Source organism: Granulosicoccus antarcticus IMCC3135 (assembly GCF_002215215.1).
GTDB lineage: Bacteria > Pseudomonadota > Gammaproteobacteria > Granulosicoccales > Granulosicoccaceae > Granulosicoccus > Granulosicoccus antarcticus.
In genome coordinates this window covers 6,214,176-6,238,766 of sequence record NZ_CP018632.1, presented here as the reverse complement: position 1 = coordinate 6,238,766, position 24,591 = coordinate 6,214,176, and the positions used below count along the sequence as shown (strand labels likewise).

23 protein-coding genes are annotated in these 24,591 nt (G+C 53.6%); 16 read left to right on the top strand and 7 right to left on the bottom strand.

What is annotated here, in order from left to right:
• Positions 1–48: 48 nt before the first annotated feature.
• The 6 genes from IMCC3135_RS26985 to IMCC3135_RS26960 all read left to right on the top strand — a co-directional run bounded on the left by IMCC3135_RS26985 (position 49) and on the right by IMCC3135_RS26960 (position 5,734).
• Positions 49–774 carry an SIMPL domain-containing protein gene (locus tag IMCC3135_RS26985; protein ID WP_088920418.1) on the top strand — a complete coding sequence of 242 codons (726 nt, stop codon included), beginning with the start codon at positions 49–51 and terminating at the stop codon, positions 772–774.
• A gap of 100 nt (positions 775–874) precedes the next feature.
• Positions 875–1,321 (top strand): nucleoside deaminase, encoded by a 447-nt coding sequence (locus IMCC3135_RS26980; RefSeq protein ID WP_088920417.1) that lies wholly within the window; start codon positions 875–877, stop codon positions 1,319–1,321.
• Positions 1,322–1,504: 183 nt separating this feature from the next.
• Positions 1,505–2,254 carry an electron transfer flavoprotein subunit beta/FixA family protein gene (locus IMCC3135_RS26975; RefSeq protein ID WP_088920416.1) on the top strand — a complete coding sequence of 250 codons (750 nt, stop codon included), beginning with the start codon at positions 1,505–1,507 and terminating at the stop codon, positions 2,252–2,254.
• A gap of 26 nt (positions 2,255–2,280) precedes the next feature.
• Positions 2,281–3,216 (top strand): electron transfer flavoprotein subunit alpha/FixB family protein, encoded by a 936-nt coding sequence (locus tag IMCC3135_RS26970; protein ID WP_088920415.1) that lies wholly within the window; start codon positions 2,281–2,283, stop codon positions 3,214–3,216.
• Positions 3,217–3,349: 133 nt separating this feature from the next.
• Positions 3,350–3,847, top strand: coding sequence for a hypothetical protein (locus IMCC3135_RS26965; protein WP_088920414.1), 498 nt, complete (start codon positions 3,350–3,352; stop codon positions 3,845–3,847).
• Between the two features lie 102 nt (positions 3,848–3,949).
• Positions 3,950–5,734: an acyl-CoA dehydrogenase gene (locus IMCC3135_RS26960; RefSeq protein WP_088920413.1), complete on the top strand. Its 1,785-nt coding sequence runs from the start codon at positions 3,950–3,952 to the stop codon at positions 5,732–5,734.
• A gap of 114 nt (positions 5,735–5,848) precedes the next feature.
• Here the strand turns inward: IMCC3135_RS26960 and IMCC3135_RS26955 are convergent, their stop codons facing one another.
• Positions 5,849–6,193: a DUF952 domain-containing protein gene (locus IMCC3135_RS26955; RefSeq protein WP_088920412.1), complete on the bottom strand. Its 345-nt coding sequence runs from the start codon at positions 6,191–6,193 to the stop codon at positions 5,849–5,851.
• 65 nt (positions 6,194–6,258) lie between these two features.
• Between IMCC3135_RS26955 and IMCC3135_RS26950 the strand changes: the two genes are divergently transcribed.
• On the top strand, positions 6,259–7,029 hold the full coding sequence (locus IMCC3135_RS26950; protein WP_088920411.1) for an enoyl-CoA hydratase: 771 nt from the start codon (positions 6,259–6,261) through the stop codon (positions 7,027–7,029).
• A 4-nt stretch (positions 7,030–7,033) separates the two neighbouring features.
• Here the strand turns inward: IMCC3135_RS26950 and IMCC3135_RS26945 are convergent, their stop codons facing one another.
• Together IMCC3135_RS26945 and IMCC3135_RS26940 are read right to left on the bottom strand one after the other, a co-directional pair.
• Complete coding sequence (locus tag IMCC3135_RS26945; RefSeq protein ID WP_088920410.1) at positions 7,034–8,335, bottom strand: hypothetical protein; 1,302 nt, start codon at positions 8,333–8,335, stop codon at positions 7,034–7,036.
• Positions 8,335–9,963, bottom strand: coding sequence for an MBOAT family O-acyltransferase (locus tag IMCC3135_RS26940; protein ID WP_088920409.1), 1,629 nt, complete (start codon positions 9,961–9,963; stop codon positions 8,335–8,337). Before IMCC3135_RS26940 ends, IMCC3135_RS26945 begins: the two co-directional genes overlap by 1 nt.
• A gap of 130 nt (positions 9,964–10,093) precedes the next feature.
• Here IMCC3135_RS26940 and IMCC3135_RS26935 point away from each other — a divergent pair, with 130 nt between their 5' ends.
• Entirely contained in the window at positions 10,094–11,434 is a 1,341-nt protein-coding gene (locus IMCC3135_RS26935; protein WP_088917058.1) for an IS1380 family transposase, read from the top strand.
• A 316-nt stretch (positions 11,435–11,750) separates the two neighbouring features.
• On the opposite strand, the gene IMCC3135_RS26930 is transcribed toward IMCC3135_RS26935, so the two are convergent.
• On the bottom strand, positions 11,751–11,936 hold the full coding sequence (locus tag IMCC3135_RS26930; protein WP_088920408.1) for a hypothetical protein: 186 nt from the start codon (positions 11,934–11,936) through the stop codon (positions 11,751–11,753).
• A gap of 88 nt (positions 11,937–12,024) precedes the next feature.
• Here IMCC3135_RS26930 and IMCC3135_RS26925 point away from each other — a divergent pair, with 88 nt between their 5' ends.
• Together IMCC3135_RS26925 and IMCC3135_RS26920 are read left to right on the top strand one after the other, a co-directional pair.
• Entirely contained in the window at positions 12,025–12,204 is a 180-nt protein-coding gene (locus IMCC3135_RS26925; RefSeq protein ID WP_088920407.1) for a hypothetical protein, read from the top strand.
• A gap of 433 nt (positions 12,205–12,637) precedes the next feature.
• The gene (locus tag IMCC3135_RS26920) at positions 12,638–13,429 is read left to right on the top strand and encodes a CsgG/HfaB family protein (RefSeq protein ID WP_157736290.1); all 792 of its coding nucleotides are present in this window, start codon (positions 12,638–12,640) and stop codon (positions 13,427–13,429) included.
• A gap of 8 nt (positions 13,430–13,437) precedes the next feature.
• On the opposite strand, the gene IMCC3135_RS26915 is transcribed toward IMCC3135_RS26920, so the two are convergent.
• The 3 genes from IMCC3135_RS26915 to IMCC3135_RS26905 are packed head-to-tail and all read right to left on the bottom strand — an operon-like array spanning position 13,438 to position 17,931.
• On the bottom strand, positions 13,438–14,316 hold the full coding sequence (locus IMCC3135_RS26915; RefSeq protein ID WP_205737729.1) for a DMT family transporter: 879 nt from the start codon (positions 14,314–14,316) through the stop codon (positions 13,438–13,440).
• Positions 14,313–16,727, bottom strand: coding sequence for a PIG-L family deacetylase (locus IMCC3135_RS26910; RefSeq protein ID WP_088920405.1), 2,415 nt, complete (start codon positions 16,725–16,727; stop codon positions 14,313–14,315). Before IMCC3135_RS26910 ends, IMCC3135_RS26915 begins: the two co-directional genes overlap by 4 nt.
• 16 nt (positions 16,728–16,743) lie before the next feature.
• On the bottom strand, positions 16,744–17,931 hold the full coding sequence (locus IMCC3135_RS26905) for an ROK family transcriptional regulator (protein WP_088920404.1): 1,188 nt from the start codon (positions 17,929–17,931) through the stop codon (positions 16,744–16,746).
• A gap of 133 nt (positions 17,932–18,064) precedes the next feature.
• Here IMCC3135_RS26905 and IMCC3135_RS26900 point away from each other — a divergent pair, with 133 nt between their 5' ends.
• The 6 genes from IMCC3135_RS26900 to IMCC3135_RS26875 are packed head-to-tail and all read left to right on the top strand — an operon-like array spanning position 18,065 to position 24,586.
• Complete coding sequence (locus IMCC3135_RS26900) at positions 18,065–19,333, top strand: extracellular solute-binding protein (protein WP_205737728.1); 1,269 nt, start codon at positions 18,065–18,067, stop codon at positions 19,331–19,333.
• Positions 19,334–19,368: 35 nt separating this feature from the next.
• Positions 19,369–20,262, top strand: a complete 894-nt coding sequence (locus tag IMCC3135_RS26895) for a carbohydrate ABC transporter permease (protein ID WP_088920403.1) — start codon at positions 19,369–19,371, stop codon at positions 20,260–20,262.
• Between the two features lie 3 nt (positions 20,263–20,265).
• A complete protein-coding gene (locus IMCC3135_RS26890) occupies positions 20,266–21,153 on the top strand; it encodes a carbohydrate ABC transporter permease (RefSeq protein WP_088920402.1) in 888 nt (295 codons plus the stop codon).
• A complete protein-coding gene (gene argH, locus IMCC3135_RS26885; protein WP_088920401.1) occupies positions 21,150–22,640 on the top strand; it encodes an argininosuccinate lyase in 1,491 nt (496 codons plus the stop codon). The genes IMCC3135_RS26890 and argH overlap by 4 nt, the downstream gene beginning before the upstream one ends.
• Positions 22,641–22,643: 3 nt before the next feature.
• A complete protein-coding gene (locus tag IMCC3135_RS26880) occupies positions 22,644–23,705 on the top strand; it encodes an ABC transporter ATP-binding protein (RefSeq protein ID WP_088920400.1) in 1,062 nt (353 codons plus the stop codon).
• Complete coding sequence (locus tag IMCC3135_RS26875; protein ID WP_205737727.1) at positions 23,702–24,586, top strand: carbohydrate kinase family protein; 885 nt, start codon at positions 23,702–23,704, stop codon at positions 24,584–24,586. Before IMCC3135_RS26880 ends, IMCC3135_RS26875 begins: the two co-directional genes overlap by 4 nt.
• The last annotated feature ends 5 nt before the right edge of the window (positions 24,587–24,591 follow it).

The following is a 24,591-nucleotide window of genomic DNA, read 5'->3' as shown; positions in this document are numbered from 1 at the left end:
CCGACCCCGGTAAGTGTTTGTTTTTATAGAGAACGTAGGACAGTGAACATGAAGTCATTTATTGTGAAAGCTCGGTGGTTGGTATTGGCTGGTTTGTTCGGTCTACAGACAGGCTTGCCTGTCCAGGCGCAGTCTTCGGGCGAGACGCTATACAACGTGTTCAATCTCACCAGTGAGGCCACGACCGAAATTGATAACGACCTGATGATGGCCACTTTGGTCGTGCAGCAGGAGCACAGGGATCCGGCTGTATTGGCGGACAAGATCAATTCGACAATGGCATGGGCCGTTGATTTGCTGCGCCCCTTCAAGACTCTGAACGTCAAGACCCGTGATTATCAGACCTACCCGCGTTACGACACCAGCCAGGTGCGACGTCTGATCGGTTGGCGCGCCACTCAGACTCTGCAGTTGGAGACGGAAGACTTTGGTGCTGCCGGGCAGGCTATCCAGCAATTGCAGGAAAAGCTTCAGGTGCAGGGGATTCGCCTGATGACCAAGGATTCTACCCGTGAAAAAGCGTCTGATCAGTTGATTGGCGAGGCGCTCGATGCATTCAAGGATCGAGCACTCCTGGTACAGGAGAACATGGGATCAAGCGGTTACAGAATTCTGGATGTGAATATACAGACGGGTCAGAGCAATGTTCCGATGCTCAACGCCCGAGCTGAAATGGCTGATGTGATGCGAAGTTCGGTTGCCTCAGAACCGGTGGTGGAGCCCGGAACCAGCCGTGTAAGCGTGCAGGTCTTTGGTCGGGTGCAACTGGACTGATACGCAACACATATCTGTATTCATAGGCATCCTCGTATAAGCTGCGAAGCGGGTGCCGAACTGGGTACACTAACGTTTCGATAAGCTGAGGAAAAGGTTAATGGTGGATCACGCTCCGTTCATGCAGGCTGCCATTGAAGAGGCACGCAAAGGTCGAGCCGCCGGCGGAATACCCATCGGTTCCGTATTGGTACTTGATGGCGAAATCATTGGCCGTGGGCACAATCAACGAGTCCAGAAGGGCAGTACCATTCGTCATGCTGAAATGGATTGCTTCGAGGAAGCTGGTAGATTGCCTGCCAGCACCTATCAGCGATCCACGTTGTATTCCACGTTGTCACCGTGCGATATGTGCAGCGGTGCTGTGCTGTTGTACGGCATTCCACACGTAGTGGTGGGTGAAAACAAGACCTTTCAAGGCCCCGAGGACTACGTTCGCAGTCGCGGTGTCAATGTCGAGGTTCTGGATGATGCAGAATGCATTGCCATGATGGAAGAGTTCATCGAGGCAGAACCAACCCTCTGGAATGAGGATATCGGCGAGTAGTTTCAGTGAGTGAGTTGCACTAGTCGCTCCTGGTCGGCACGCTGGTGCCGACTTGGAATGCACTGCATGCGACTACCAAGCGCCGTATTTACGCCAGAATTCAACCTAACGCTACGCGGTAGAGACCTTTAAGCGGTTAATATTGCGCCATTATTCATCTGAGAATCACACAGGCAGCTGCCCATGAAAATTATCGTAGGCGTCAAACGCGTTCTCGACTACAACGTCAAGGCTCGCGTAAAGGCGGACAAATCCGGAATCGAACTGGCAAACGTCAAGATGTCGATGAACCCCTTTGACGAAATTGCCGTTGAAGAGGCGCTGCGAATCAAGGAGGCGGGCAATGCGGATGAAGTCATTGCAGTTTCCATTGGATCTTCGCAGAGCCAAGAGACCATCCGTACGGCCTTGGCTATGGGAGCCGATCGCGGCATTCTGATCGAGACAGACGAGTTGCTGGAACCATTGGCCATCGCCAAATTGTTCAAGCATCTGGTTGAGAAGGAAGAGCCTGGATTGGTTGTGCTGGGGAAGCAGGCTATCGATGATGATGCCAACCAGACAGGGCAGATGCTATCCGCACTGACTGGCATGTCACAGGCAACGTTTGCCTCCAAGGTCGAATTCGACGGTGATCACCTGAAAGTGACTCGTGAAGTGGATGCTGGACTGGAGTCCATCAAGGTTGCCATGCCCGCAATTGTTACGGCAGATCTGCGCTTGAATGAGCCTCGCTATGCAAAACTGCCCAACATCATGAAAGCCAAGAAAAAGCCACTGGAAGTCATTGCTGTTGCTGATACCGGTGTGGACGTCTCTAGCGGACTTTCTGTTGTAGAAGTCAATGAGCCGCCCAAGCGTGAAGCCGGCGTCATCGTCAAGAGTGTTGCAGAGCTGGTTGACAAGCTGCGCAACGAAGCCAAAGTCATCTGAACTGACGATAACAGGAGATCACAATCATGAGTACACTTGTTCTGGTTGAACATGAAGACGGCGAGATTCGTCCGGCTACATTCAGTGTCATCGCTGCAGCCGCCAAAATTGGTGGAGACGTCGATTTGCTGGTAGCAGGCAGTGATGCCAGTGGTGTTGCCCAGAAGGCGGCCGCTATTGCAGGCGTCAACAAAGTCATGCTGGCTGACAACGCAGCTTACGCTCACGAGTTGGCAGAGAATCTGTCAGCACTGGTTGTCAAGCACGCCGGCGGCTACAGTCACATTCTGTTTGCAGCAACTGCTGCGGGCAAGAACGTCATGCCACGAGTCGCCGCCTTGCTGGATGTATCAGGTATTTCCGACATCATTGAAGTGAAGAGCGAAGATACATTTGTCCGGCCGATCTATGCGGGTAATGCACTGGCTACCGTCAAGAGCAGCGATGCTGTGAAGGTTGTAGGCGTTCGAACGACGGCCTTTGATGCAGTGGCAGAAGAAGGCGGATCAGCGAGCGTTGAAACTGTTGATGCAGGTGATATCAGCGATAAGGTCTCGTTTGTTGGTCAGGAGCTGTCCCAGTCGGATCGGCCTGAACTGACCAGTGCCGACATCGTCGTCTCCGGTGGTCGTGGCATGCAAAGTGGTGAAAACTTCTCCATGCTGGATGACATCGCGGGCAAGCTCAATGCGGCTGTCGGTGCATCTCGTGCTGCTGTTGACGCAGGCTTCGTACCCAACGAATATCAGGTTGGCCAGACGGGCAAAGTGGTCGCTCCCGATCTGTACCTGGCGGTTGGTATCTCCGGTGCTATCCAGCATTTGGCGGGTATGAAAGACAGCAAGGTTATTGTCGCTATCAACAAAGACGAAGAAGCGCCTATTTTCCAGGTAGCTGATTATGGTCTGGTGGCAGATCTGTTTGATGCATTACCCGAGCTGTCAGCCGCTCTCGATAGCTAAGCGGTTTTCTCTCTGATGTAACGCGTAGATCCGGCGGAGCTGCTGTTGCTCCGCCGGTTACCATATTGCCAGTTTGCAGCTGCGGTCCCGGTTCGGTCTATACTGAATACTCGTTTAACCACAGGAGCTGCTAATGGAAAAGAAAATTCGCGAAGCGATTGATCGTTCACTGGAAGAGCTGAAAGTTGTTCAGGATAAGGTTGACGACTTCATCGACGATTTACCTGACGATACTCAGGAAATAAAGCAGACAACGAAGAAAGCGTTGGGCCAGATCAATGCACTTCTGAGCAAGGCCATGCAACAAGCCGGTGACCAGGCCGATGAGGCCCAGTTACAAGCGCATCTGGGTTTGATGGAAGCACAAGACAAGCTGGAAGCATCACGCGCTGTGGTTGACGATGTCATTGCACGCACGACTGATGAATCGAAGAAATTTCTTGATGAAGTCGAATTGAAGCGACACCTGGCCATGATGGAAGCTCAGGACTTCTGGGAAAAACGGGGAGCCAGCCTCACCGAAGAGTTCAAGGAATCAACAGCCAAGATGCAAAGCTTTGCCGAAAAGGCCATGAGCGATATGCAAACGGCTTTTGAAAGCTGGAACGATCAATTCAAGAACAAAAAGTAGAAGTCCGCTAACGGTTAAAGACTTACCGTCGTTACGCTTTGCGGCAAACCGGGGTCACCATTTGGTTCCCGGTTCCCCACCGGCCTCTCGGAATAAATAAAAATGACTTATACAGCGCCTGTGAAGGATATTGCCTTCGTTCTCAATCACGTTGTAGATCTGGCTGGTCTGGCGAAGCTTGAAGGCTTCGAAGATGCAACGCCGGATCTCATTGCTGCCATTCTGGAAGAATCTGCAAAATTCACGGCTGATGTTCTGGCGCCTTTGAATTGGAGCGGTGACCAGCAAGGCAGTCAATGGCAAGACGGGGAAGTTACCACCCCGGATGGTTGGCGTGATGCGTACAACCAGTTTATTGAAAGTGGCTGGGGCAGTCTGGCCTTTCCACCGGAGTTTGGTGGTCAGGGTCTGCCGATGACCGTGGCTGCGGCCGTGCAGGAAATGTGGCACAGCGCCAATATGTCATTCGGCTTGTGCCCATTGCTGACGCAAGGTGCCGTTGATGCTATTGAACATCACGCCTCCGAGGAGCTGCGACAGCGCTATCTGCCTAAAATGGTAGAAGGCGTCTGGTCGGGCACCATGAACCTGACAGAGCCGCAAGCAGGCTCCGATCTGGCCGCCGTACGTACCAAGGCCGAACCTGCCGGGGATCACTACCTGGTCAGCGGGCAGAAAATATATATCACCTACGGTGAACATGACCTGACTGAGAACATCATCCATCTGGTGCTGGCACGATTGCCGGATGCACCAGCAGGTGTGAAGGGGATTTCACTGTTCATCGTTCCCAAGTTTCTGATAAACGATGATGGTTCTCTGGGTGAGCGTAACGATGTGACGTGTGTGTCCATCGAACACAAGTTGGGCATCCATGCCAGTCCCACCTGCGTGATGTCATACGGTGACAAAGGCGGTGCGATCGGTTACCTGGTAGGCAAGGAGAACCATGGTCTTGCCTATATGTTCACGATGATGAATCAGGCGCGTCATGCGGTTGGTGTTGAAGGTTATGGTATCGCCGAGCGTGCCTATCAGCAGGCGCTGTCCTATGCGCGTGATCGCAAGCAGGGCAAGACACTATTGGGGCAGAGTGAAGATGATCAGGGCATCATCAATCATCCTGATGTGCGTCGCATGCTGATGACGATGCGATCGACAATAGAAGCCATGCGTGGCCTGGGACTGGAATGCGCTGCGGCGTTTGATCAGGCTCGCCGTGATCCTGATGAGGCCGTTAGAGAGCGTATGTTGCGTCGTGGTGAGTTGTTGACGCCGCTGGTCAAGGGCTGGTCTACCGAAATGGGAGTCGAGCTGTGCTCTCTGGGTGTTCAGGTTCATGGCGGCATGGGGTACATCGAGGAGACGGGTGCTGCGCAGTATTTACGTGATTCACGCATCGTTACTATTTACGAAGGTACGACAGCTATTCAGGCCAACGATCTGATCGGTCGCAAGACGGCGCGTGATGGTGGCAAGGGACTGGGTGAACTGATGAGCGATATGCGCACAACGGTTGCAGAGCTCAAGGCGCTGGACGATGTCGAGCTGCAGTCTGTCATGAAGCGTCTGGAGACTGCCATTAGCGCGGCCGAAAGCGCGACGGCCTGGTTACTGGAGCAGAAAGATGCCTCACTGCCAGCGGCGGTGTCGGTCGAATTCCTGATGATGCAGGGGCGATTGGCAGGTGGCTGGATGCTGGCTCGCGGAGCACTGGCAGCGACTGGACTCAAGCAGAATGCTGATGCTGATGTCGATTATCTGAATGCGCGGATCGCGGTTGCACGCTATTACGCAGAACGCACATTGCCGTTGGTTGAATCTGCCGCAACGATTATCATCGAAGGCGCAGAGTCTACTATCGCTCTGGATACCGCACAGCTGTAAACGATCCGGTCAAGGGGGCGTGCAGCAGGCAATCAGTATGATCGACTGTTGCACGAACTCTTGTTCTATTCGAATTGCGGTTCCTGCCCTTATCCCGCAGGGCAGCTGCGGCGTCTATTCAAACAAACCCATGCGTTCGTCTGAATGGATACCGAATGGCACGACATCGATAATGCAGGATGCATTGATCGGGCCGTAGATATGCGGAAACAATTCGGCTCCTCCGACGGTATTTTCCAGAATGAGTGGAGCCTCGATCTTGTCGACCTCAATGATCATGAGTTGTACCGCATCGTTCTCATTGTAGTATCTGCTGACCACGCCTGAGAGCTGGCGCTGATCGCAGCAATGGATGAAACCTTCGGTATCCAGGGAGGCGCATCGATAGTCCTTACCCTGATCAAGAGGGAGGATATCGGCCGACTGGGCTATATGGAATATACGGGCTATTTCAGACATGCCGGTACTCTACCTTATCAAATGCCTGCAAGCATTCAACATTGACTATCCAGGAGCACTAAAAGATGAGCTATGAAACAATTCTGACTCACGTGGAAGAGCACGTCGCCACACTGACGCTGAATCGACCTGCCGCCATGAATGCCCTCAATCGGCAAATGATGCTTGAGGTCAGCGAGGTGATGCAGAATTGGGATCAGGACGAGTCCATTCGCGCCATTATCATCACCGGCTCCGACAAGGCTTTTGCTGCAGGTGCTGATATCAAGGAGATGCAGAGCGTTGAATATCTTGATGCCTTGCAGGGTGATTTTCTGGGTGAATGGGAATGCATTGCCAACAGTAGTAAACCCACCATTGCCGCGGTGGCAGGTTATGCCCTGGGTGGTGGCTGCGAAGTGGCAATGATGTGCGATTTCATTCTGGCTGCTGACAACGCTCGTTTTGGTCAGCCCGAAGTGCGAATCGGTACCTTGCCTGGCCTGGGTGGCACGCAGCGTCTGACGCGTCTGGTCGGCAAGTCCAAGGCCATGGACATGTGCCTGACGGGTCGTATGATGGATGCCGAAGAGGCTGAACGGGCCGGGCTTGTATCGCGTATCGTCCCACAGGCAGAGCTGCTGGACGAAGCTCGCAAGGCTGCCTTGCAGATTGCATCCTTTTCGGCAACTGCTGTGCAACTGGCTCGCGAGTCAGTCGATGCGGCTTTGACAACCACGCTTGATCAAGGCTTGCACCTGGAGAGGCGCTCGTTCTTCTCACTGTTCGGCACTGAAGATCAGCGAGAGGGTATGCAGGCATTTATTGACAAGAGAACGCCTGATTTCAAGCGTTGAGCTATTAACGTTCGGCGACGATGGCTTCCAGCTCTATTCGATAATCAGGGTGGAGGTCTCGGAAATCGGCCTGCTTTTCACGTATTTCTCGCAAGCTTGCCTCCAGATTCTGAGCCGTCAAGGGCGTGCCGAATGACTCGGACTCAGTCGTAGTCCGAGACATCAGCCGATCAAGCATGAGGGCGCCGGTATGCTGGTTGAAATGGATGGATTCGAAGTAGTAGCGCATGCGGTAATCGCTATCGCCAGCTTCCGGGAAGGGCTCAGTCGTTATGCTGCCGGGCAGGCTGAAATCGAATAGGGTGTAAGGTGTTTGGCCGTATTCATCGGCCAGTTTCAGGTTGATTGCGAGCAGGCTTCGCTTCCAGTATTCCCACTGTGGCCACAAGCCTGCGACGTCGATCAGCTCGTTCAGCCTGGCATGGCTGGGGCTGATGACCAGTGAGGCCCGGATGTCATGTTCATGCAGTTCACGAACAAATTGCTCATACCAGTAGAGGCTATCCTCGCCGGCGGTGGCAAACTGAAACTGGCGTAGAGGGGCTGGCAGGTAAACTGCGCTGGTGAAAAATTCTTCGATCTTCAGCGTATTGCTGCGGTGTCCTCCATCACTGAGTCGAGAACGAATTTCCGCATCGTTACGAGCTCCCAGGCCTGTCAGTATCTGGTGAGTGCCTATTGCCGGTATAGGCCCAAGTACGCCTTCGGCATCCTCGGTATAGCTTGTTGCAGCGCCTGATTCAAGGGCATGCCGAATGGCCGTCCGGGTGCGGCCTACGGCCAGACTTGCACTCAGGGCATCGGCTGATATGAGTGCGCTCTGGTAGTCCTGCCAGTGGATATTCTGTGAATCCTCATTGCCCAGTAATCGCTCTGGCATGAAGCCAGAGGCTGGACCATCGCTACGTGCCAGGGTATTGAACGAGAGAAAGTCCAGAGCCAGGACAACATCCGTGATCGGATGAACAGCCTGCGCATGGCGCAGCAGCAGCGTTAGTTCTTTCATGCTGGCCAGAGGTGCTGCCAGATTGTAGACACGCTTCCCGGCAAAATAATCGTGATCGGCGGGGATGCCCTGGATGGCTTTCGAGGAGCCCAGAATCAGGGCATCGGGTGCCTGTAATCTGACTTGATAGGCCTTGTGCAGACGAATATTCGGATGTAGTGCCGGTTTGTCGCTATAGACAGCTTCACGATGAGCGCTGAAGATCTGATAAGGGTCTATCACTCTGTTGCACGCAGCGACCGCCAATAGCACCACGAGAGGCACCATGACGCTCAGGCTGGCATAGCGATGCATTTTCATCAGAACTGAAAGTAGAGAAATTCGCTGACCCGGGATAGGTGCAGCAATGTGTAGAGGCTCATCAGCTGGATGACCAGAAACCACGGCCAGCTCGGTGACCATTGAATATGTCGACTGATGCCGCTGGCCGGGCTGACCGGTTCGAGAACAGGCGTGAATCGATGCATGATTTGCTGCGTATTGGGCATGAACAGGACGATGCAGACAGAGCCTGCAATCCAGCTGATGGCCGTCAGGGGTGGGATCAATTCGTTGACGAATAGCTTGCCGAAACTGATGTCTGCAAAGGATATCAGCCAGGGGTTACCTTGCAGGAGGCTAGCGAGCTGTACGGGCAGGGCGATGCCATTGAGTCCTGCCATGGAGGCCAGCTGTGCGATTGCCGCATCGATATCAACGGCTCGAAACACCACCCATGCGCAAACGATGCAGATCAGAGTCAATGCCTGCGCCGCCAGTTTTGTCAGATGCCCGCACAGGCGTCTCCCCAAGGTGCTGGCCATATGACGCTCATCCTTGTCATTGGTACGAGCACGCCAGCACTGGTTGATGATGAGAAATGTCCCGTGTAATGCACCCCAGACAACAAAGGTCCAGCCCGCACCATGCCAGAGTCCTCCCAATACCATGGTGATGGCCAGGTTGCGATAGCGCTGGCTGCTGCCGGTCCGGCTTCCGCCCAATGGTATGTACAGATAATCGCGCAGGAAACGCGATAGCGTCATGTGCCAGCGTCGCCAGAACTCGATAATTGAACGTGATTTGTAGGGTGAGTTGAAGTTCATCGGCAGGGTAATGCCGAACAGACGAGCAATGCCGATGGCCATGTCCGAATAGCCGGAGAAGTCGAAATACAGCTGTAGGCTATAGGCCAGTGCGCCAAGCCAGGCCTCGTAGCTTGTCAGCGTGATTCCCAGCTCTGCTGCCTGGAATATGGGGGAGGCATACAGGGCGAGTGAATCGGCGATGATGACTTTCTTGAACAGACCGATGCACAGGATGGTGAGTCCGACACTGATATTACCGGCAATGAAGTTAGCGCTGAAAATGCCTGGTTGGCCCGATGCGCCCGACGTACCCAGCGTGTCATTCTGGCTTTGTAGTCGTTTGAACTGCGGCATCATTTCCTGATGATGCACGATGGGACCTGCAATGAGCTGCGGGAAGAAGGACACAAATAGCACGTAGTCGATGAAACGCGGACGTTCGCTGCCGCCTTTGTTGACATCAACCAGCCAGGTGATCTGTTGAAAGGTGAAGAAGGAGATACCCAGTGGCAGCAGTATCTGATGCATCACCCAGCTATTGCCTGTCACCTCGTTGGCGATTGAGACCATGAAGTGCGCATACTTGAAGTAGGCAATCAGACTCAGATTGAAGGCAATCCCCAGCGATAACAGGATGCGGGAGGGTTGTAAGTACAGGCTTCGGCCAATCGCATAATTGCAGACGATCGAGATGAGCAGCAGGGGCAGGTAGGCCGGGTTCCAGAATCCGTAGAAAAACAGAGAACAGGCGGTGAGCGCGGCAATGGCGAGACGGAAACTATTGCGCCAGAGCAGCCAGTAAAAGAGGCCGAGCACAATCGGCAGAAAGACAAACAGAAATAATGAAGAGTTGAAAAGCATCGGGTTGGTCGTGCGTCTCTGGTGCCAGGTTGCACCGGTTAGCCTGAATATTTCACCAAGAGTTGGCGGAGCACCTGTAAAATTGTAGGCCGATCAAAGCTTTACAATCAAAAACAGGAGCGCCCCGCCAGTGTCAAATTGTACCCTCAAACGCAAGCTGAAAAAACGTAGCATCCAACTGGATTTCAGCGGTGGAGATGTCAGTGGCATTGGAGGGGTTGAACTGCTGCGGGCAGCCGATGATCGCCTCGGACTGTGCAAGGCGGCTTCCAGGCTTATGCACGACCCTCGCGATCAGAGTGGCGTGACACACCAGTGGGATGCGCTTGTGCGTCAACGTATTTTCGCTATAGCGGCAGGCTTTGCCGATTTGAATGACCATCAACAGTTGCGTCATGACGCCGCTTTGCAAAGTGCGGTCGGAGTGCTTGAGCCCATGGGTAGCGCTCCCACACTCTGCCGAATGGAAGCTGCTATCGCTCAGCATTCAACGGTACAAGCGAGAAAAACGGTGTTTGAGATGCATCGATTGATTCTGGAGCGATTCATCGCCTCGTTTGATGAGCCTCCCAAGTCTTTGATTCTCGACTTTGATGGCACTGATGATCGTGTTCACGGTGAACAGCAAGGTCGGGCATACAACACACACTACGATGGCTATGGCTTTCTGCCGCTCTACGTGTACTGTGGAGAGAAGCTGTTGGTCAGTTACCTACGCCCCATCAATCGCCCTGACGCCACTCATTCGGCAGCGGTGCTGTCGCTGCTGGTTAAAGGCATTCGAGCCCATTGGCCGCAGGTGAACATCGTTTTTCGTGGCGATGGGGGCTTTTACCGGCCGCTATTGCTGAGCTGGTGTGAGCGTCATGATGTTCGCTATATTGTGGGTTATACAACCAACAAGGTGCTGATGAGCGAGTGTCAGGTCAGCCGGGAGACACTGAGCAGTTGCTGGCTGTGGTTCGAGCACAAGGATGTGGATATTCCTGCACTCAAGGTATTCAAGGATATTGACTACCAGGCGGGTAGCTGGGTTCGCCCCCGCCGAGTCATTGCCAAAATGGAATACAACGAGATAGGACCCAATCAACGCTTTATCGTCACGGATCTGGTTGGCGAAGCTGAACAGCTCTATAGCGAGGTCTATTGCGAACGTGGGACCATGGAAAATCGGCACAAAGAGCTGCAGATGGGTCTATTTGCTGACCGTACAAGTTGCACAGCTTGGTGGAGCAACCAGCTGCGCGTGATGTTCTCCTCACTGGGGTATGTGTTATGGCAGACGGTGCGAGAGAAAGGATTGGCAGGAACCTCACTGGCCAGGGCCCAGGTATGGACGTTGCGCCAGCGCCTGGTCCATATCGGTGCCGTGGTGATCAGAAACACGCGACGGATTGTGATAAAGCTGAGTAGCGCGGCGTTAGAAAAAGAGAATTTTCTGATTGCGTTGCAACGTCTAGAAGCAGCGTAGCCATTGGCTATGAAATCTCTGGCCAGCCGAGATGGGGGAAAGGGGGCCTGTACCCGAAACTCAAAAAAATAGTCACTTTTGGTGCTATCGGCACTGATTTATGCTCAACAAGGTGACGTAGTTGCATTACTTGAGGCCGATGAAATATTCAGGTTAGGGGGTGTGAAATAATTTTTCACGAGCCCTTTGTACCCGGGCTGTTGTTGATAGCGCCCAATGCGTCTGAAATTGATGGATTCAGTTCACGCTACACGTCTATTTCATCGGATTTTGACAGATATCTCGTGATGCTTCTCAAGTTGCGTTGGTGAAATTGTCAGCTCCCTGCTATCCACTTCTGGAATGTCAGCGTTGCCAGAAAGTCGAGGGTGCATAGCAGCATCCATGGGATATTGCCGGTCGAGGCGATGAATACGGCATCCATCAAAGAGATGCCAGCAATCATGCTGACAACGGCTCGTGGGATATCGTCTGCCTGAGGTCTTATGTTCTGAAGAATCACAGATAGTCGTAAAACCTACCGTGAGTCAGTCATTTTGCATGTCAGTTCATCGACTCCGACAAACAGGAAAATCAATGTCCTGTATTTTATGCAAAAAAAGACCCTCGGCAAGATAACCGAGGGTCGTGCCGTCCTTGGCAGTGGTGGTTATGGCGGTGAGCATCCATGCTCCCCTGGCTCGATCCCTGAGCCTTGCTACTGCATCCTTGCAACCAGAACCACCTGCAATGTACTGACTTTCCTTGTCATTGTGACCTTGCTGCGATAGGCCGTCCGACTTCCCTGTTCATTGCTGCGGTCTTCCTTAACCGCAGGTGCATTGTTGAAAATTACAGCGCTCCTGACAATCGGAAAGCGCTTCTTCTTTTGTAGGAATAATCTGATTGTGGCAATAACGTGAATTGCATCACAAATAGCTGGTGTTCACCTGAGAAGACTAAATCTGCAATCTGACGTCGCATCTGACGCATAATAATTCAGTTAGATAGGATGTGCAGGGGCTGGAGTACCAAGGTTGACTGTGCGTACTGTTGGCCGTGTTCAAACCCTTTTTCTGGCACTCCAAGAGCCTGCACGGTAGAAACTTGTGCTCGAGAGGCTGGACTACTAGCCCTTGGTATTAAAAGCATTGAATTAGCTGTATTACGATCATTTTCCGTGTTTTATTGCCAGCTTAATAGAATGATTATGAGGCGATGAGAATGTACGGTTTATTGAAAGTGTTGCTGCTCCTTCTGCCAATCACGTTTTCACTTGCAGGCTGTCTCGAGAGCATGGTCAAGCCGGAAGCAACAGTGGATACGGGCCTGGAAACTCAATTGCCTCCTTATAACGGCCCACGTGCCAAGGTGGCGGTGACCGATTTTGACTGGAATATAGGTTCCAACCGGACAACGATAGGCATTGGTGGGACAGATATTTCATTTGCCTCCAGTGAATATGCGGGTATCTCTGATGGCTTGAAGGACATGCTGACAACGGCCCTGGTGCAGAGCAAGCGATATCGGGTGCTGGAAAGGCAGAATATAGATTCGGTGAAAAGTGAAATCGGCCTGCAGGAAGATGGTTTTACCGATGCAACTGGGGTCAAGCGTGGTGCGGTGAAAGGCGCTGATATTGCCGTCATTGCATCTGTAACCGGCTTTGACCCGGGTACCTCAGGCACATCGGGCAAGGTCAGTGGGCTACTGGGCAAGAGGGCTTCGGCGCTGATGGGAGCCGTTTCTGGTGGTTATAGTAAATCGACGATGGCTATGGATATACGCATCGTGGACGCGGCAACCACGGAGGTGCTGGCAGCCACACGCGTTGAAGGCATTGCCAAGGATGTCAATGTAGGTGCCGCACTGGGAGCATTGACGGGAGCAGGTAATTTGTCCGGTGCATTGGGTGGATATGCAAAGACGCCCATGGAAAAAGCAATTCGCAGCTGTATCTATGAGGCGACCAAGTACATTGTTGAAAATACGCCCAGCGAATACATGATTCACTGAGCCGGGGATCAGTGTCTGTTGTTTTTGGTAAACGACAAGGCGAGTGTTGCCAGCAGAATGATCGCCGAGCCAACCATCATGGAGGCATCTGGTACCTCGGCAAACACGAGGTAGCCGGCGGTGATCGACAAGAGCAAGCTGACATAGCCCAAAGGGCCCAGAATACTGGCTTCTCCCAGCCAGTGCGCCTTGATAAAGCAGTACTGTCCTGCTTGCGCAAACACGCCGATAAAAAGCAGAGGCCAGATCAATTCCTTGGGTACCGGTTGCCAGTTGAACAGGACCATGGGAAGCGTGAGTAGTGACAGGCCTGCGGTATAGAGAAGCATCATGACAACGGCTGGCGTGCCTTTCAGGTAACGTGTTGCAATAGTGGCAAGGGTACTGCTGAATATCGTCAGTAGCAGGGCAGGAATGCCCCATGACCATTGAATACTACCCGGGTTAAGGGCGATGCCGACTCCCGACAAGCCAATGATGGCCAATAGCCATCGGCTGCGTGAAATGGACTCCTTGAGGATCCAGGCTGCCATTATCATGAGTAGCAGAGGGCGCGTGAAATTGATAGCAGTAAACAGTGCTAGTGGCAGGCGGGCTACGGCAAAATAGCTGGCAGTCAAAGCCGTTACTGATAACAATATTCGTATTATATGCAGTGCCGGGTGCAGGATTTTCGAGAACGCTGCACGCTCGCGAATCACCCAGGGCAGTATCAGCACCAAGCCGGTAATGGCTCTGATGAAAACCAGCTGCGAAGCCGGTAGCTCGACACCTATCAATTTGACAAGGGTCAGTGTCGAGATGTTCAGAAACATGTCCGTGATCAGCCATGCACCGGCCACGCCATTGTGTCGCTTCTCGGTTGTGATAGAAGGGTTGGGTGTCAACTGACAAGATTTGCCATGAGCCGAAAGCTTCCGGGTACCAGCTGATCAAGCTGATGATGCAGTATCAACGAAGTATGTATATGACGGCCCTGACCGATATCGGCACTGAGTAAAGCACCCGTATGAGGCTCTTCACCAGGGTCTGCCATGGAGAGCAGTGGGGTATAAGCGTCGTCCCAGGATTTTGCAAAATACAAGCCGCGCTCCTTTTTCCAGTCGACCCAGTCTGCGGGGCCGATCCGGTTAGGCGTGTTCAGCAACGGATGTTCGGGCTGAAGGTGGCTCACTGCTGCATTCTGGTTCGTGACTCGGTAACGTAACGAAGGTTGGCCGATTTCCAGTCTGCGTGGTGGGATGAGTTCTGGATCCCAGTTATCCCAGGGACGATGATACAAGGTCAGTAAATGGCCTCCTTGTTCAACCCAGAGGTTGATCGTCTTGCTCAATGAGCTCAGTTGAGGTCGGCTACGATAGGCGAAGAGGCCGATCACCAGTGTGTCTACCGTTGCCAGGGCTCTGGCAAGGCTACTGGCATCTTCCAGATCGGTCTCTGTCAGAATTTTTACCGGCAGACCCATGGCAGACAACCAGCTTGCAACATCATCATTGCCGCCGCCTGCGTAGGCAATTCGTACATCGGGGAGTTTTATGTTCAGAGCGCGTATACGCACGATGGCGGGTGTGCTAAGTACACGAGAGCTGACGTGTGGGTAGGCAATGGTTCTTACCTGACTTGCAGCCAGAGCATCCAGGCTCAAGGGGAGCTCGTACAACCCATCTTCCAGATTTTCTGGATAATCTATTTGCAAGCCATCCTCATGTTCTGCGACCTGCCATCGTGACGGTGCATTCAGTTGGGCACGGGCTTTGTCGGGAATTCTGCTTGCGATCGACAGGACCTGTGAGGTAAGGGGTAATGCCGTATTGACTAGTATTTGTGCCGGAGAAAGGCTCGCCCTGACCGCCGGTAATACAACAGGCGTACTGTCCAGTGATTGCAGCGTGCTGCTGTCTACGCCATTGAAGCTGACGTCTATTTGCACACAGGGGCTGGCTGGTTGATCCGGCAGCCAGGTATCAGGATAGGCATTGGATGGTTCAGCTGAGCTATCCAGTACCAGAGTATCCGTCATGACACTCCAGGGTGCCTCGGTTCGCAGCGTCGCCTGGACCTGGCAATTCCCCAGAGCTTCTGATTCGCGTGAATCTATTTCCAGGCTGTAGGGGTGTTGTTCGCCCGGTTGCCAGAAATCCGGACTCAGACTGGAAGCTGTGGAGCCGTTCAGATGAGTGTGTACACGAATGCCCAGTGCCAGACGAATGACCGTTGAGAGTTGATTCTGCTTGCGTTCCAGGCGGTGCATCATGTTCTTGCGATGCTGATCCGGGCAGAGTTTCATCGCTGCACGCAAGTGGACAAGTGCCTGAGAGGCTTGTTGCGCGATGGTTCTGAAATCGGGAAAGGCCTCTAGACATGCTTCGATTGAGAGATGTGTGGCTTGCAGTGCTTCCTGGGTCCGAGGCGAATCGGTAATCTGTTCAGCCAGTTGGCCCAGCGTTGATGCCAAACCACTGAATATCGAGGTGTCAGGCTCAGCGAGGCGACTACGCGCCAGGTGTAGTGGCCAGTTACGCTCGGTGCCTGACTCTACCCACCTGCCCATCGCCTGTGTCTGGTGGAAGCGTCTTGATTGTTGGCCGATGTTCTCCCAGGTCCAGCCAGTCACAGAGTCGTGAGCGTCGGACTGTATCAGCAGGGTTGCTGGCGGAGGTGGCTCTTCATCATCATAGGCGGTGCCACCACCGCCCCAGGCTGGCAGATAGAGCTTGCTGATCTGCCAGGGATCCAAAGAGTCACATGAATAGCTTGCATCGGCAGCAACATCCATGACCTCATGCGCCAATGCCGTCATGGCACGGTGATGTCCGTGCTGACCGGGTATGTCAAGAAACGTAGGGCACAGGATGTCGGGTTTTTCCTGCCTGACAATGCTGACGAATCGATGCAGTGTGCGCTGATACTGCCAGTGTTCCAGCGTTTCTTCGCCACTTTTGGAAAACCCGAAATCAAAGATGCTGTCATCGGCAGTTTGCGACAACCAGTACAGACGCAAGTCCAGAACCCTGGCCGCTTCTTCCATCTCTGCCGTACGCAAGGTGCCCAGAGCTGCCAGTGACTCGGTGCCGATGTCATTCTGACCACCTTCGCCTCGATTGGCGCAGGCATAGGAGATATCCAGACCATCGCGAAAGCCCAGTGCGGCCAGCATGGAGGAGACCTCGTCATCAGGGTGTGCTCCCGAATTCATGAATGAGACGCAGGAACGCAGTTTTGTCAGTGCAAAATGCAGTGCGACAATACGCGGCTGTGCGCGTTCTGCATCCAATCGATCGACATCAGCTAATGGCATGGTTCAGATCCCTGGTTCACGAGAGGCTACGAGGTGTAAATAGTTGGTTGATGACAAGTGCTGCACCTCCCTGTGCTGCCGATAGCCAGCCTGATTGGCCTTGCATTATTCGGGGGTATTGTCTGTTTTCACGATGAGCAATGGATTGCTGCGCCAGAGCGATACGATCAATGAGGACTGACAGAACGATATCGGGCAGGGCGCCACCAATGACGACGGTATCCGGATCGAACAGATTCTCGACGACATGAATGGCATGTGACAGTGCCGAGGCTGCGTCAGATAGCCAGTGATCCAGCTCAGGGCTCTGGCTGATGGCCAGTTGTTCGATATCCTGGATACTGTCCACCTGGATGCCCACTTGTTTCAGGCTATGTTGCATGGCGATACGGCTGGCCACCGTTTCCAGTGGTACCAGCTCTGTGGTCGGCATCGTTGCCCGGCTCGCTGGTTGTGGTACCAGAATATGTCCCAGTTCTCCGGCATTGCCGTTGCATCCGCGAAACAGGTCCCCGTCCTGAACAATGCCCAGGCCCAGCCCGGTGCCGAAATAGATGAATGCATAGTTGCGCAGTTTCGCCGCACAGCCGGACACCTGTTCACCGACAGCGGCAGCATTTGCATCGTTCTCCACCAGTACAGGTACGGACAATGTGTGCGAGAACAGTTGTACCGGATCAATGTTTTCCCAACCTGCCAGTACCGACGAAGTATTGGCAAGACCTGTGGGTATGAAAGGGCCAGGCATGACAATACCTGCACCCAGCAACTGTTCCTGCTGTACGCCAGTCTCTTCGAGCATTGAGTGCATCAGGTTGTGCACGCGCTGGCTGATGGCGGCAGGTTCGCAGTTATCCATTTTCAGACGTTTTTTCAGATACAGATCGCCCGTGATATTCAACAGTGCGGCACTGATTGAGCGCGGGCTGATCTCGAAGCCCAGGGCATAGCCACCTTCGGGGTTGAGTTTGTATTGGGTGGCGGGCAGGCCACGTCCATGGCAGATCTGACCGTCCTCTATCAGCAACCCTTCGCTCAGCAGGCTGGCAATGATATTACTGACAGCCTGCACCGAGAGCCCGCTGATGCGCGCTATTTCTGCGCGGCCCATTCGTCGGGAGGTGCGGATCTGACCCAGCACGACGCGCCGATTATGACGACGTGTCTGTTCGGCATTGGACCCGGTGAAAAGTGAGGATTTCAATGGCAGGATTCAATAGTCAGCGAGAAGCGGATTCTTCTCAGGGATAGATATAAACTCAAATCGCTTGTAAGTTCAACTTGATTGAGTTAATAATTGTTCGCAGACCAGTCTCTAATCCGAAGAGGAAGCACAAATGATCAAGGGCAGACGGGTATTCTCATCCGGCATCATGGCGGGTGTATTGGCGTTGGGCTCCAGCATGGCGGCCAATGTTGTACGGGCCGATGTGGAAATCGAATATTGGCAATACTTCTTCGAGGCACGTGTTACGGCCATGGACACGCTGATCAGTAATTTCGAAGCAGCGAATCCGGGTATCACGGTCAAGACCAACCAGTTTCCCTATGCCGATTACCGCACCAAGGTGGCTGCGGCCATTCCGGCAGGTGAAGGCCCTGATGTGGTGCAACTGTTTTATGGTTGGTTGAACGACTACGTCGATGCTGAATTGATTCAACCGTTGCCTGCAGATATCTTCCCGGTAGAGACTATCGACAAGGAATTTTTTCCGATGGTGCAGGCCATGAAGCGCGACGATCAGTATATGGCTCTACCGACGGCTGTTCGCTCATTGGCGTTGTTCTATAACCAACGTCTGTTTGACGAGGCGGGCATCGAAGCACCGCCTGCCAATCTGGATGAACTGGTCGAAATTGCAAAGAAGCTGACCAAGCGGGATGGCGCCGGGAATCTGACTCAGGTGGGAATTACCTCTGGAATGACAGCGCAGGATCACCACTGGTGGCGTGAAGTACTGGTCAGACAATTTGGCGGCAAGCCCTATTCGGATGACCTCAAATCGATAGCTTATGATTCGGAGGCAGGCCTGAAAGCGCTTGAATGGTATGTCGCTCTGGATCAGGAGCACGGTGTGACTGACAGCACTTTCATGGATGAGCCGCAGGCAGCGTTCAAGGCCGGACGTGCTGGCATGCACATTGATGGCTCGTTTCGGATCGGCGCTCTGGATGAGACGCGAGGCTTGAAATGGGGGGTGGCAGAATTGCCAGTGGGACCGGACGGTACACAATCCAACTACTCATCCTATTGGGTTAACGCGGTTACCAGCAAGGCCAAGGGTGAGAAATTCGATGCGGCGCTGAAGTTCATGGCTTACCTGACATCGGATGAGGCCATGCAGATCTGGCTGGATACGGTGGGTGAGTTGCCTGCCAAACCTTCTGCCGCACTGACAGAGAAAAATCAGTCTGACCCCATTTATGGGCCTTTTGTGAAGGGGCTCGGTTATGCGCAGTCAACCGTCTTTGTTGACGAAAGTGGTCAGCGTCAATTGATGACAGATATGGTCAGTCGAATCGAACTGGAAGGGCAATCGATACCAGAGAGCCTGAGTGAGGCCGCTGCGGGCGAACAAGCCATACTGGATGACTTCTACAAATAAGGATCTGTGATAAATCGCATCGGAAACCTGCGCCCATGAGCTTCTACGAAAAACTGTCGGTCAGGCAGAAGCAGACAGTCTGGGCGTGGGGTTTCCTGGCGATCCCCATTATCTTTTATGTGGTGGTTCGCTTCTACCCGACCGTCAATGCCATTATTCTTTCGTTCCAGGAATGGAATCTGCTCGGTGCCAGAACCTGGGCAGGGTTCGACAATTACATCACTCTGTATCATGATCCGGTGTTCTGGCAGGTGTTCCGCAATACCTTCGTCTATCTGTTGATCGGTACACCTCTGAGTCTTGTGCTGGCGTTTATCATTGCCTATCACCTGGATCGGGTCAGATTTCTTCACGGCACCATTCGTGCCCTGTATTTTCTGCCATTCATGACCAGTGCAGTTGCAATGGCCTGGGTTTGGCGCTGGTTCTACCAGCCTGTCCCCATTGGTTTGTTCAACAATATGCTGGCAACGTTCGGCATCTCGCAAATCGCCTTCCTGAATTCCACCACTAATGCTCTGCCTGCGGTGCTGGCACCGGCCATCTGGGCAGGTCTGGGTTTTCAGATCATCATCTTCATGGCAGGGCTGCGTGCCATCCCCAAGACGTATTACGAAGCCGCGCATATTGACGGTGTCTCTGGCTGGACCATCATGTCCGAGATCACCTTGCCCTTGCTGAAACCAACCATTGTCTTTCTGGTGGTGTTTTCCTCCATCGGTTTCCTGCGTATCTTCGATCATGTTTTCAACATGACGACCAACAATCCGGGTGGGCCGCTCAATTCCACCAAGCCACTGGTGCTGATGATCTACGATACCGCTTTCAATTCATTCGATATGGGATATGCGGCTGCGCAGACAGTCGTGCTGTTCGTCATCCTTCTGATCGTCAGCTTGCTGCAGCTGCGCCTGTTGCAGGACCGGTAGACCATGTCAGCAACTGCAGAAGAACTCAAGGTGCGCGCCAGTGCGCAAAGCCTGCTAAAAGGCAGCTCGGCGCCCGTAAAGCGCAGCTGGGGACAATACGTTCGCTGGATTCTGCTATTCGCAGGTGGCGTGCTGATGGTCATGCCGCTGGCTTATATGATGTCCACCTCGTTCAAGTATTCCTTCGAGGTCTACAATCTGAACCTGATTCCCGAGGAGCCTACGCTCGAGAACTATGAGTATGTGCTGCGTGACGGACGCTTCATGCAGTGGTTCGTGAACTCTTTGATCGTGGCGACACTGACGACCATATCCAGTGTGCTATTCGATTCTCTGGTCGGCTATACCTTGTGCAAGTTCCGTTTCAGGGGGCGTTATATCGTATTCATAGCCATCCTGTCGACGCTCATGATTCCCACTGAGATGCTGGTTATTCCCTGGTATCTGATGGCGCAGCAGTTTGGCTGGCTGGATACTACCTGGGGCATCATGTTTCCCGGCCTTATGACCGCATTCGGTGTGTTTCTCATGAAGCAGTTTTTTGAAACAGTGCCGGACGACTTCATTGAAGCGGCCAGAATCGACGGTCTCAATGAGTTGCAGATCTGGTGGATTGTGGCCATGCCACTGGTCAAGCCAGCTCTGGCGGCCCTGGCCATCTTCGTGTTTCTGGGTAACTGGACGGCATTCATCTGGCCGCTGATTGTCACCAACAGTCAGGAGATGTACACCCTGCCTGTCGGGCTGACAACATTCAGCGTCGAACAGGCGGTGGAGTGGGAACTGGTCATGACGGGTGCCGCCATCTCCGTGTTGCCCACATTAGTGGTTTTTCTGATCTTTCAGCGATTCATCATTCGAGGAGTAGTCATGGCAGGGTTGAAGGGATGAGTCCGGACAAATCGGTATTTCCAGACCCTGTCTATCGGGATACGGTGCTTGCGCCGTTGTTCGACGGCGTCAAACAACACTACGCTGGCTCCATGGCGGCCATCAATCAGGCACATTTGCTCATGCTTGCGCGCACGGGCATTCTGGAGGGTCAGTCGGTGCAGGCCATCGCCCAGGCACTGCGGGCAATAGACAATGAGGTGAACGTTGCCGACTTGAACTACACCGGTGAATATGAGGATTACTTTTTCCTGGTGGAATCACAGCTGAAAAAGCGTCTGGGACCGGATATGGGCGGCATGCTGCATACCGCCCGATCGCGTAACGATATGGATCATACGGTTTTCAAGATGGTACTGCGTGAACGCTGCGATCAGCTTGAGGCTCAGTGTTTGCAGCTGGCAGGAGTTATCCATGAGAAAGCTTTGCTTGAGCGCGATACTCTGATCGTGGCCTACACTCATGGACAACCGGCTCAGCCCAGCACCTTCGGTCACTACCTGAGTGCCGTGCTGGAAGTACTGCTGGCTGATATCACACGCTTGCAGCAAGCACGCAAGGCGCTGGATCTGTGTCCGATGGGAGCTGCGGCCATCACCACATCCGGTTTTCCCATCGACCGGGATTGCATGGCAGATCTGTTGGGCTTCACCGCTCCCAAGCGCAACAGCTACGGTTGTATTGCCTCGGTAGATTATGTCACCGGCCTGTACTCGGCCATCAAGCTGATCTTCGTGCATCTGGGGCGAGTCATTCAGGACATGGCGTTCTGGTCGGCCTTCGAAGTGGGGCAGCTCTATGTCCCCAATTCTCTGGTGCAGATATCATCGATCATGCCGCAAAAACGCAACCCTGTACCTATTGAACATATGCGTCACTTGTCGAGCCTGACTGCCGGGCGCTGCGACATGATTGTCAATACCATGCACAACACCCCCTTCACTGACATGAATGACAGTGAGGGTGAAGTCCAGTCAGCGGGTTACGCTGCTTTTGACAGTGGAACCCGAGTGGTGGATCTGCTCAGTGCCTTCATGGCATCGGTGTCCATCAATGAGGTGCGTGTTGCGAGCAATGCTGATGCAGCCTGCATTACGATAACCGAGCTGGCTGATTCGCTGGTGCGACAGGAGGCACTCTCTTTTCGTCAGGCACATGAGATTGCAGCGGCCACGGCCAATACGGTGATTGCCGAAGGCCTGGCTTTACAACAGGGATTTGCCGCGTTCTCCGAGGCCTTCAAGACAGAGACATCCCGTGCATCCCAACTATCGGAAGAGCAATTCATGCAGGCAGTGTCATTACGCAACTTTGTCACGGTCCGCGATCGATTTGGTGGTCCCGCACCCGCTGCGATGGATGAAGCACTGGGGCATTACGGCACACAGATGGCAGAACTGCTGGAGGTGGCAACTGACAGTCAGACAAGACTGGCGGCCGCAACACAGCGACGAGGCGATGCCTTTGATGCATTGCTGGAGGTCTGACAAATGGCAAGTCTGGCACTAAGAGATCTGGTCAAGCGCTACGGCAAGACGCAAGTGCTCCACGGGATCAATCTGGAGGTTGAGGACGGTGAGTTCATCGTGTTCGTGGGTCCTTCGGGTTGTGGGAAGTCAACCACTTTGCGCATGATTGCAGGGCTGGAGGAGGTGAGTTCGGGCAGTATCGAAATCAATGGAGCTCAGGTCAACAACCTGGAACCCAAGCAGCGCAATATCGCGATGGTTTTCCAGAACTACGCTATCTATCCGCATATGAGCGTGCGCAAGAATATCGGTTTCGGACTCCGTACGGCAAAACTGTCGAAGAGCGAAAAGGCGGCACGCATTGTTGAGGTGGCAGCGCTTCTGGGCATGGAAGACTATCTGGATCGCAAACCGGGAGCTTTGTCAGGTGGTCAACGTCAGCGTGTGGCTATCGGACGAGCTCTGGTACGAGATCCGGCGGTATTCCTGTTCGATGAGCCGCTGTCCAATCTGGATGCGCAGCTACGCACACAGATGCGCCTGGAGATCAAGAAACTGCATCAACGTGTCGGTACAACCATTGTATTCGTCACCCATGATCAGGTTGAGGCCATGACGATGGCTGATCGGATCGTGATCATGAAGGATGGTCATATCCAGCAAGTCGGCACCCCGGCAGAGGCGTATCACAATCCGGTCAACACTTTCGTGGCGCAATTCATCGGTGCACCGTCCATGAATATGTTGCCAGGCAGTCTCGACGAACAAGGGCTGACCTTGTGGAACGGTACGCGTGTGCCGTGGAATGTGGCATCGACAGAGCATTCGCACGATGTGATTCTGGGTATTCGTCCGGAGGATCTGATACCGGTAGACGAATCCGAAGCCATGTTGAGTGGGGTCATCACGGTTGTCGAGCCACTTGGCTCTGAAACACTGCTGTATGTCGAGGTCGACGGGATGGAGTTTATTGCCTCCGGACCGGGCAGACAGGCTCCAGAGCCGGGTAGTCGCCTGTTTTTGGGGGCTGCTGCCGAGACCATGCATCTGTTCGACAAGGACAGTGGCGTAGCATTGAGGTGAGTAACACGGGTGTCCTGTCAGCAGGTCGTATTTATTGCGACCTCAATTTTTCGGGCATCGAGCGAATGCCTGTACTGGGGCAGGAAGTATTTGCCGACGAACTGTCATTGCATGCTGGGGGTGGTGCGTTTATCACAGCGGCCTATGTGGCAGCGCTGGGTCGTGCATCGGTGCTGATGGGAACACTACCGGTGCAACCCTTCGCCAGTATAATCGAGCACGAAGCGGTGCAGCGCGGTGTTGGTCTGCACTATTGCTCAATGCCGACACAGGCAGCACCGCAGCTGACGGTCGCCATGTCGATGGCGGGAGAGCGGGCATTTCTGACCAGTCGTCAGGGTGCCGCATTACCGGACAATCATGCCGATATACTTCAGTCATCAATAGGCGGATCCGGTATAAGACATCTTCATATCGGCGAATTATCCACTCTGCTGGAGTATCCGCAACTGGTAGAGCTGGCACAAGCCGCTGGCCTGAGCGTGTCGCTGGATTGTGCCTGGGATGATGCTTGTCTGGAGCATTCGCACATTGGTGAACTCATCGCGCAGGTAGATATTTTCCTGCCCAATGAGATCGAGATGGAGCAACTTCGCGCCAACGGCATCGATGAATACTGTGCAGCCCTGACGGTCGTCAAGCAAGGTGCTGCCGGGGCGACAGCCCATGTGAAAGGCCGCAGTGTTACTGGCTCCGCGGAGCCAGTTCCTGTCGTTGATACCATTGGCGCAGGAGATGCGTTCAACGCCGGGTTTATCACAGCCTGGCTACAGAAGCGCGACCTGGTCGCCTGTCTGTCATTGGGAAATGCCTGTGGAGCATTAGCGGTAACCCGGCGTGGCGGTGCCAGTGATTTGCCCGATTTGCAGTATCTGTTGTAGGTGTG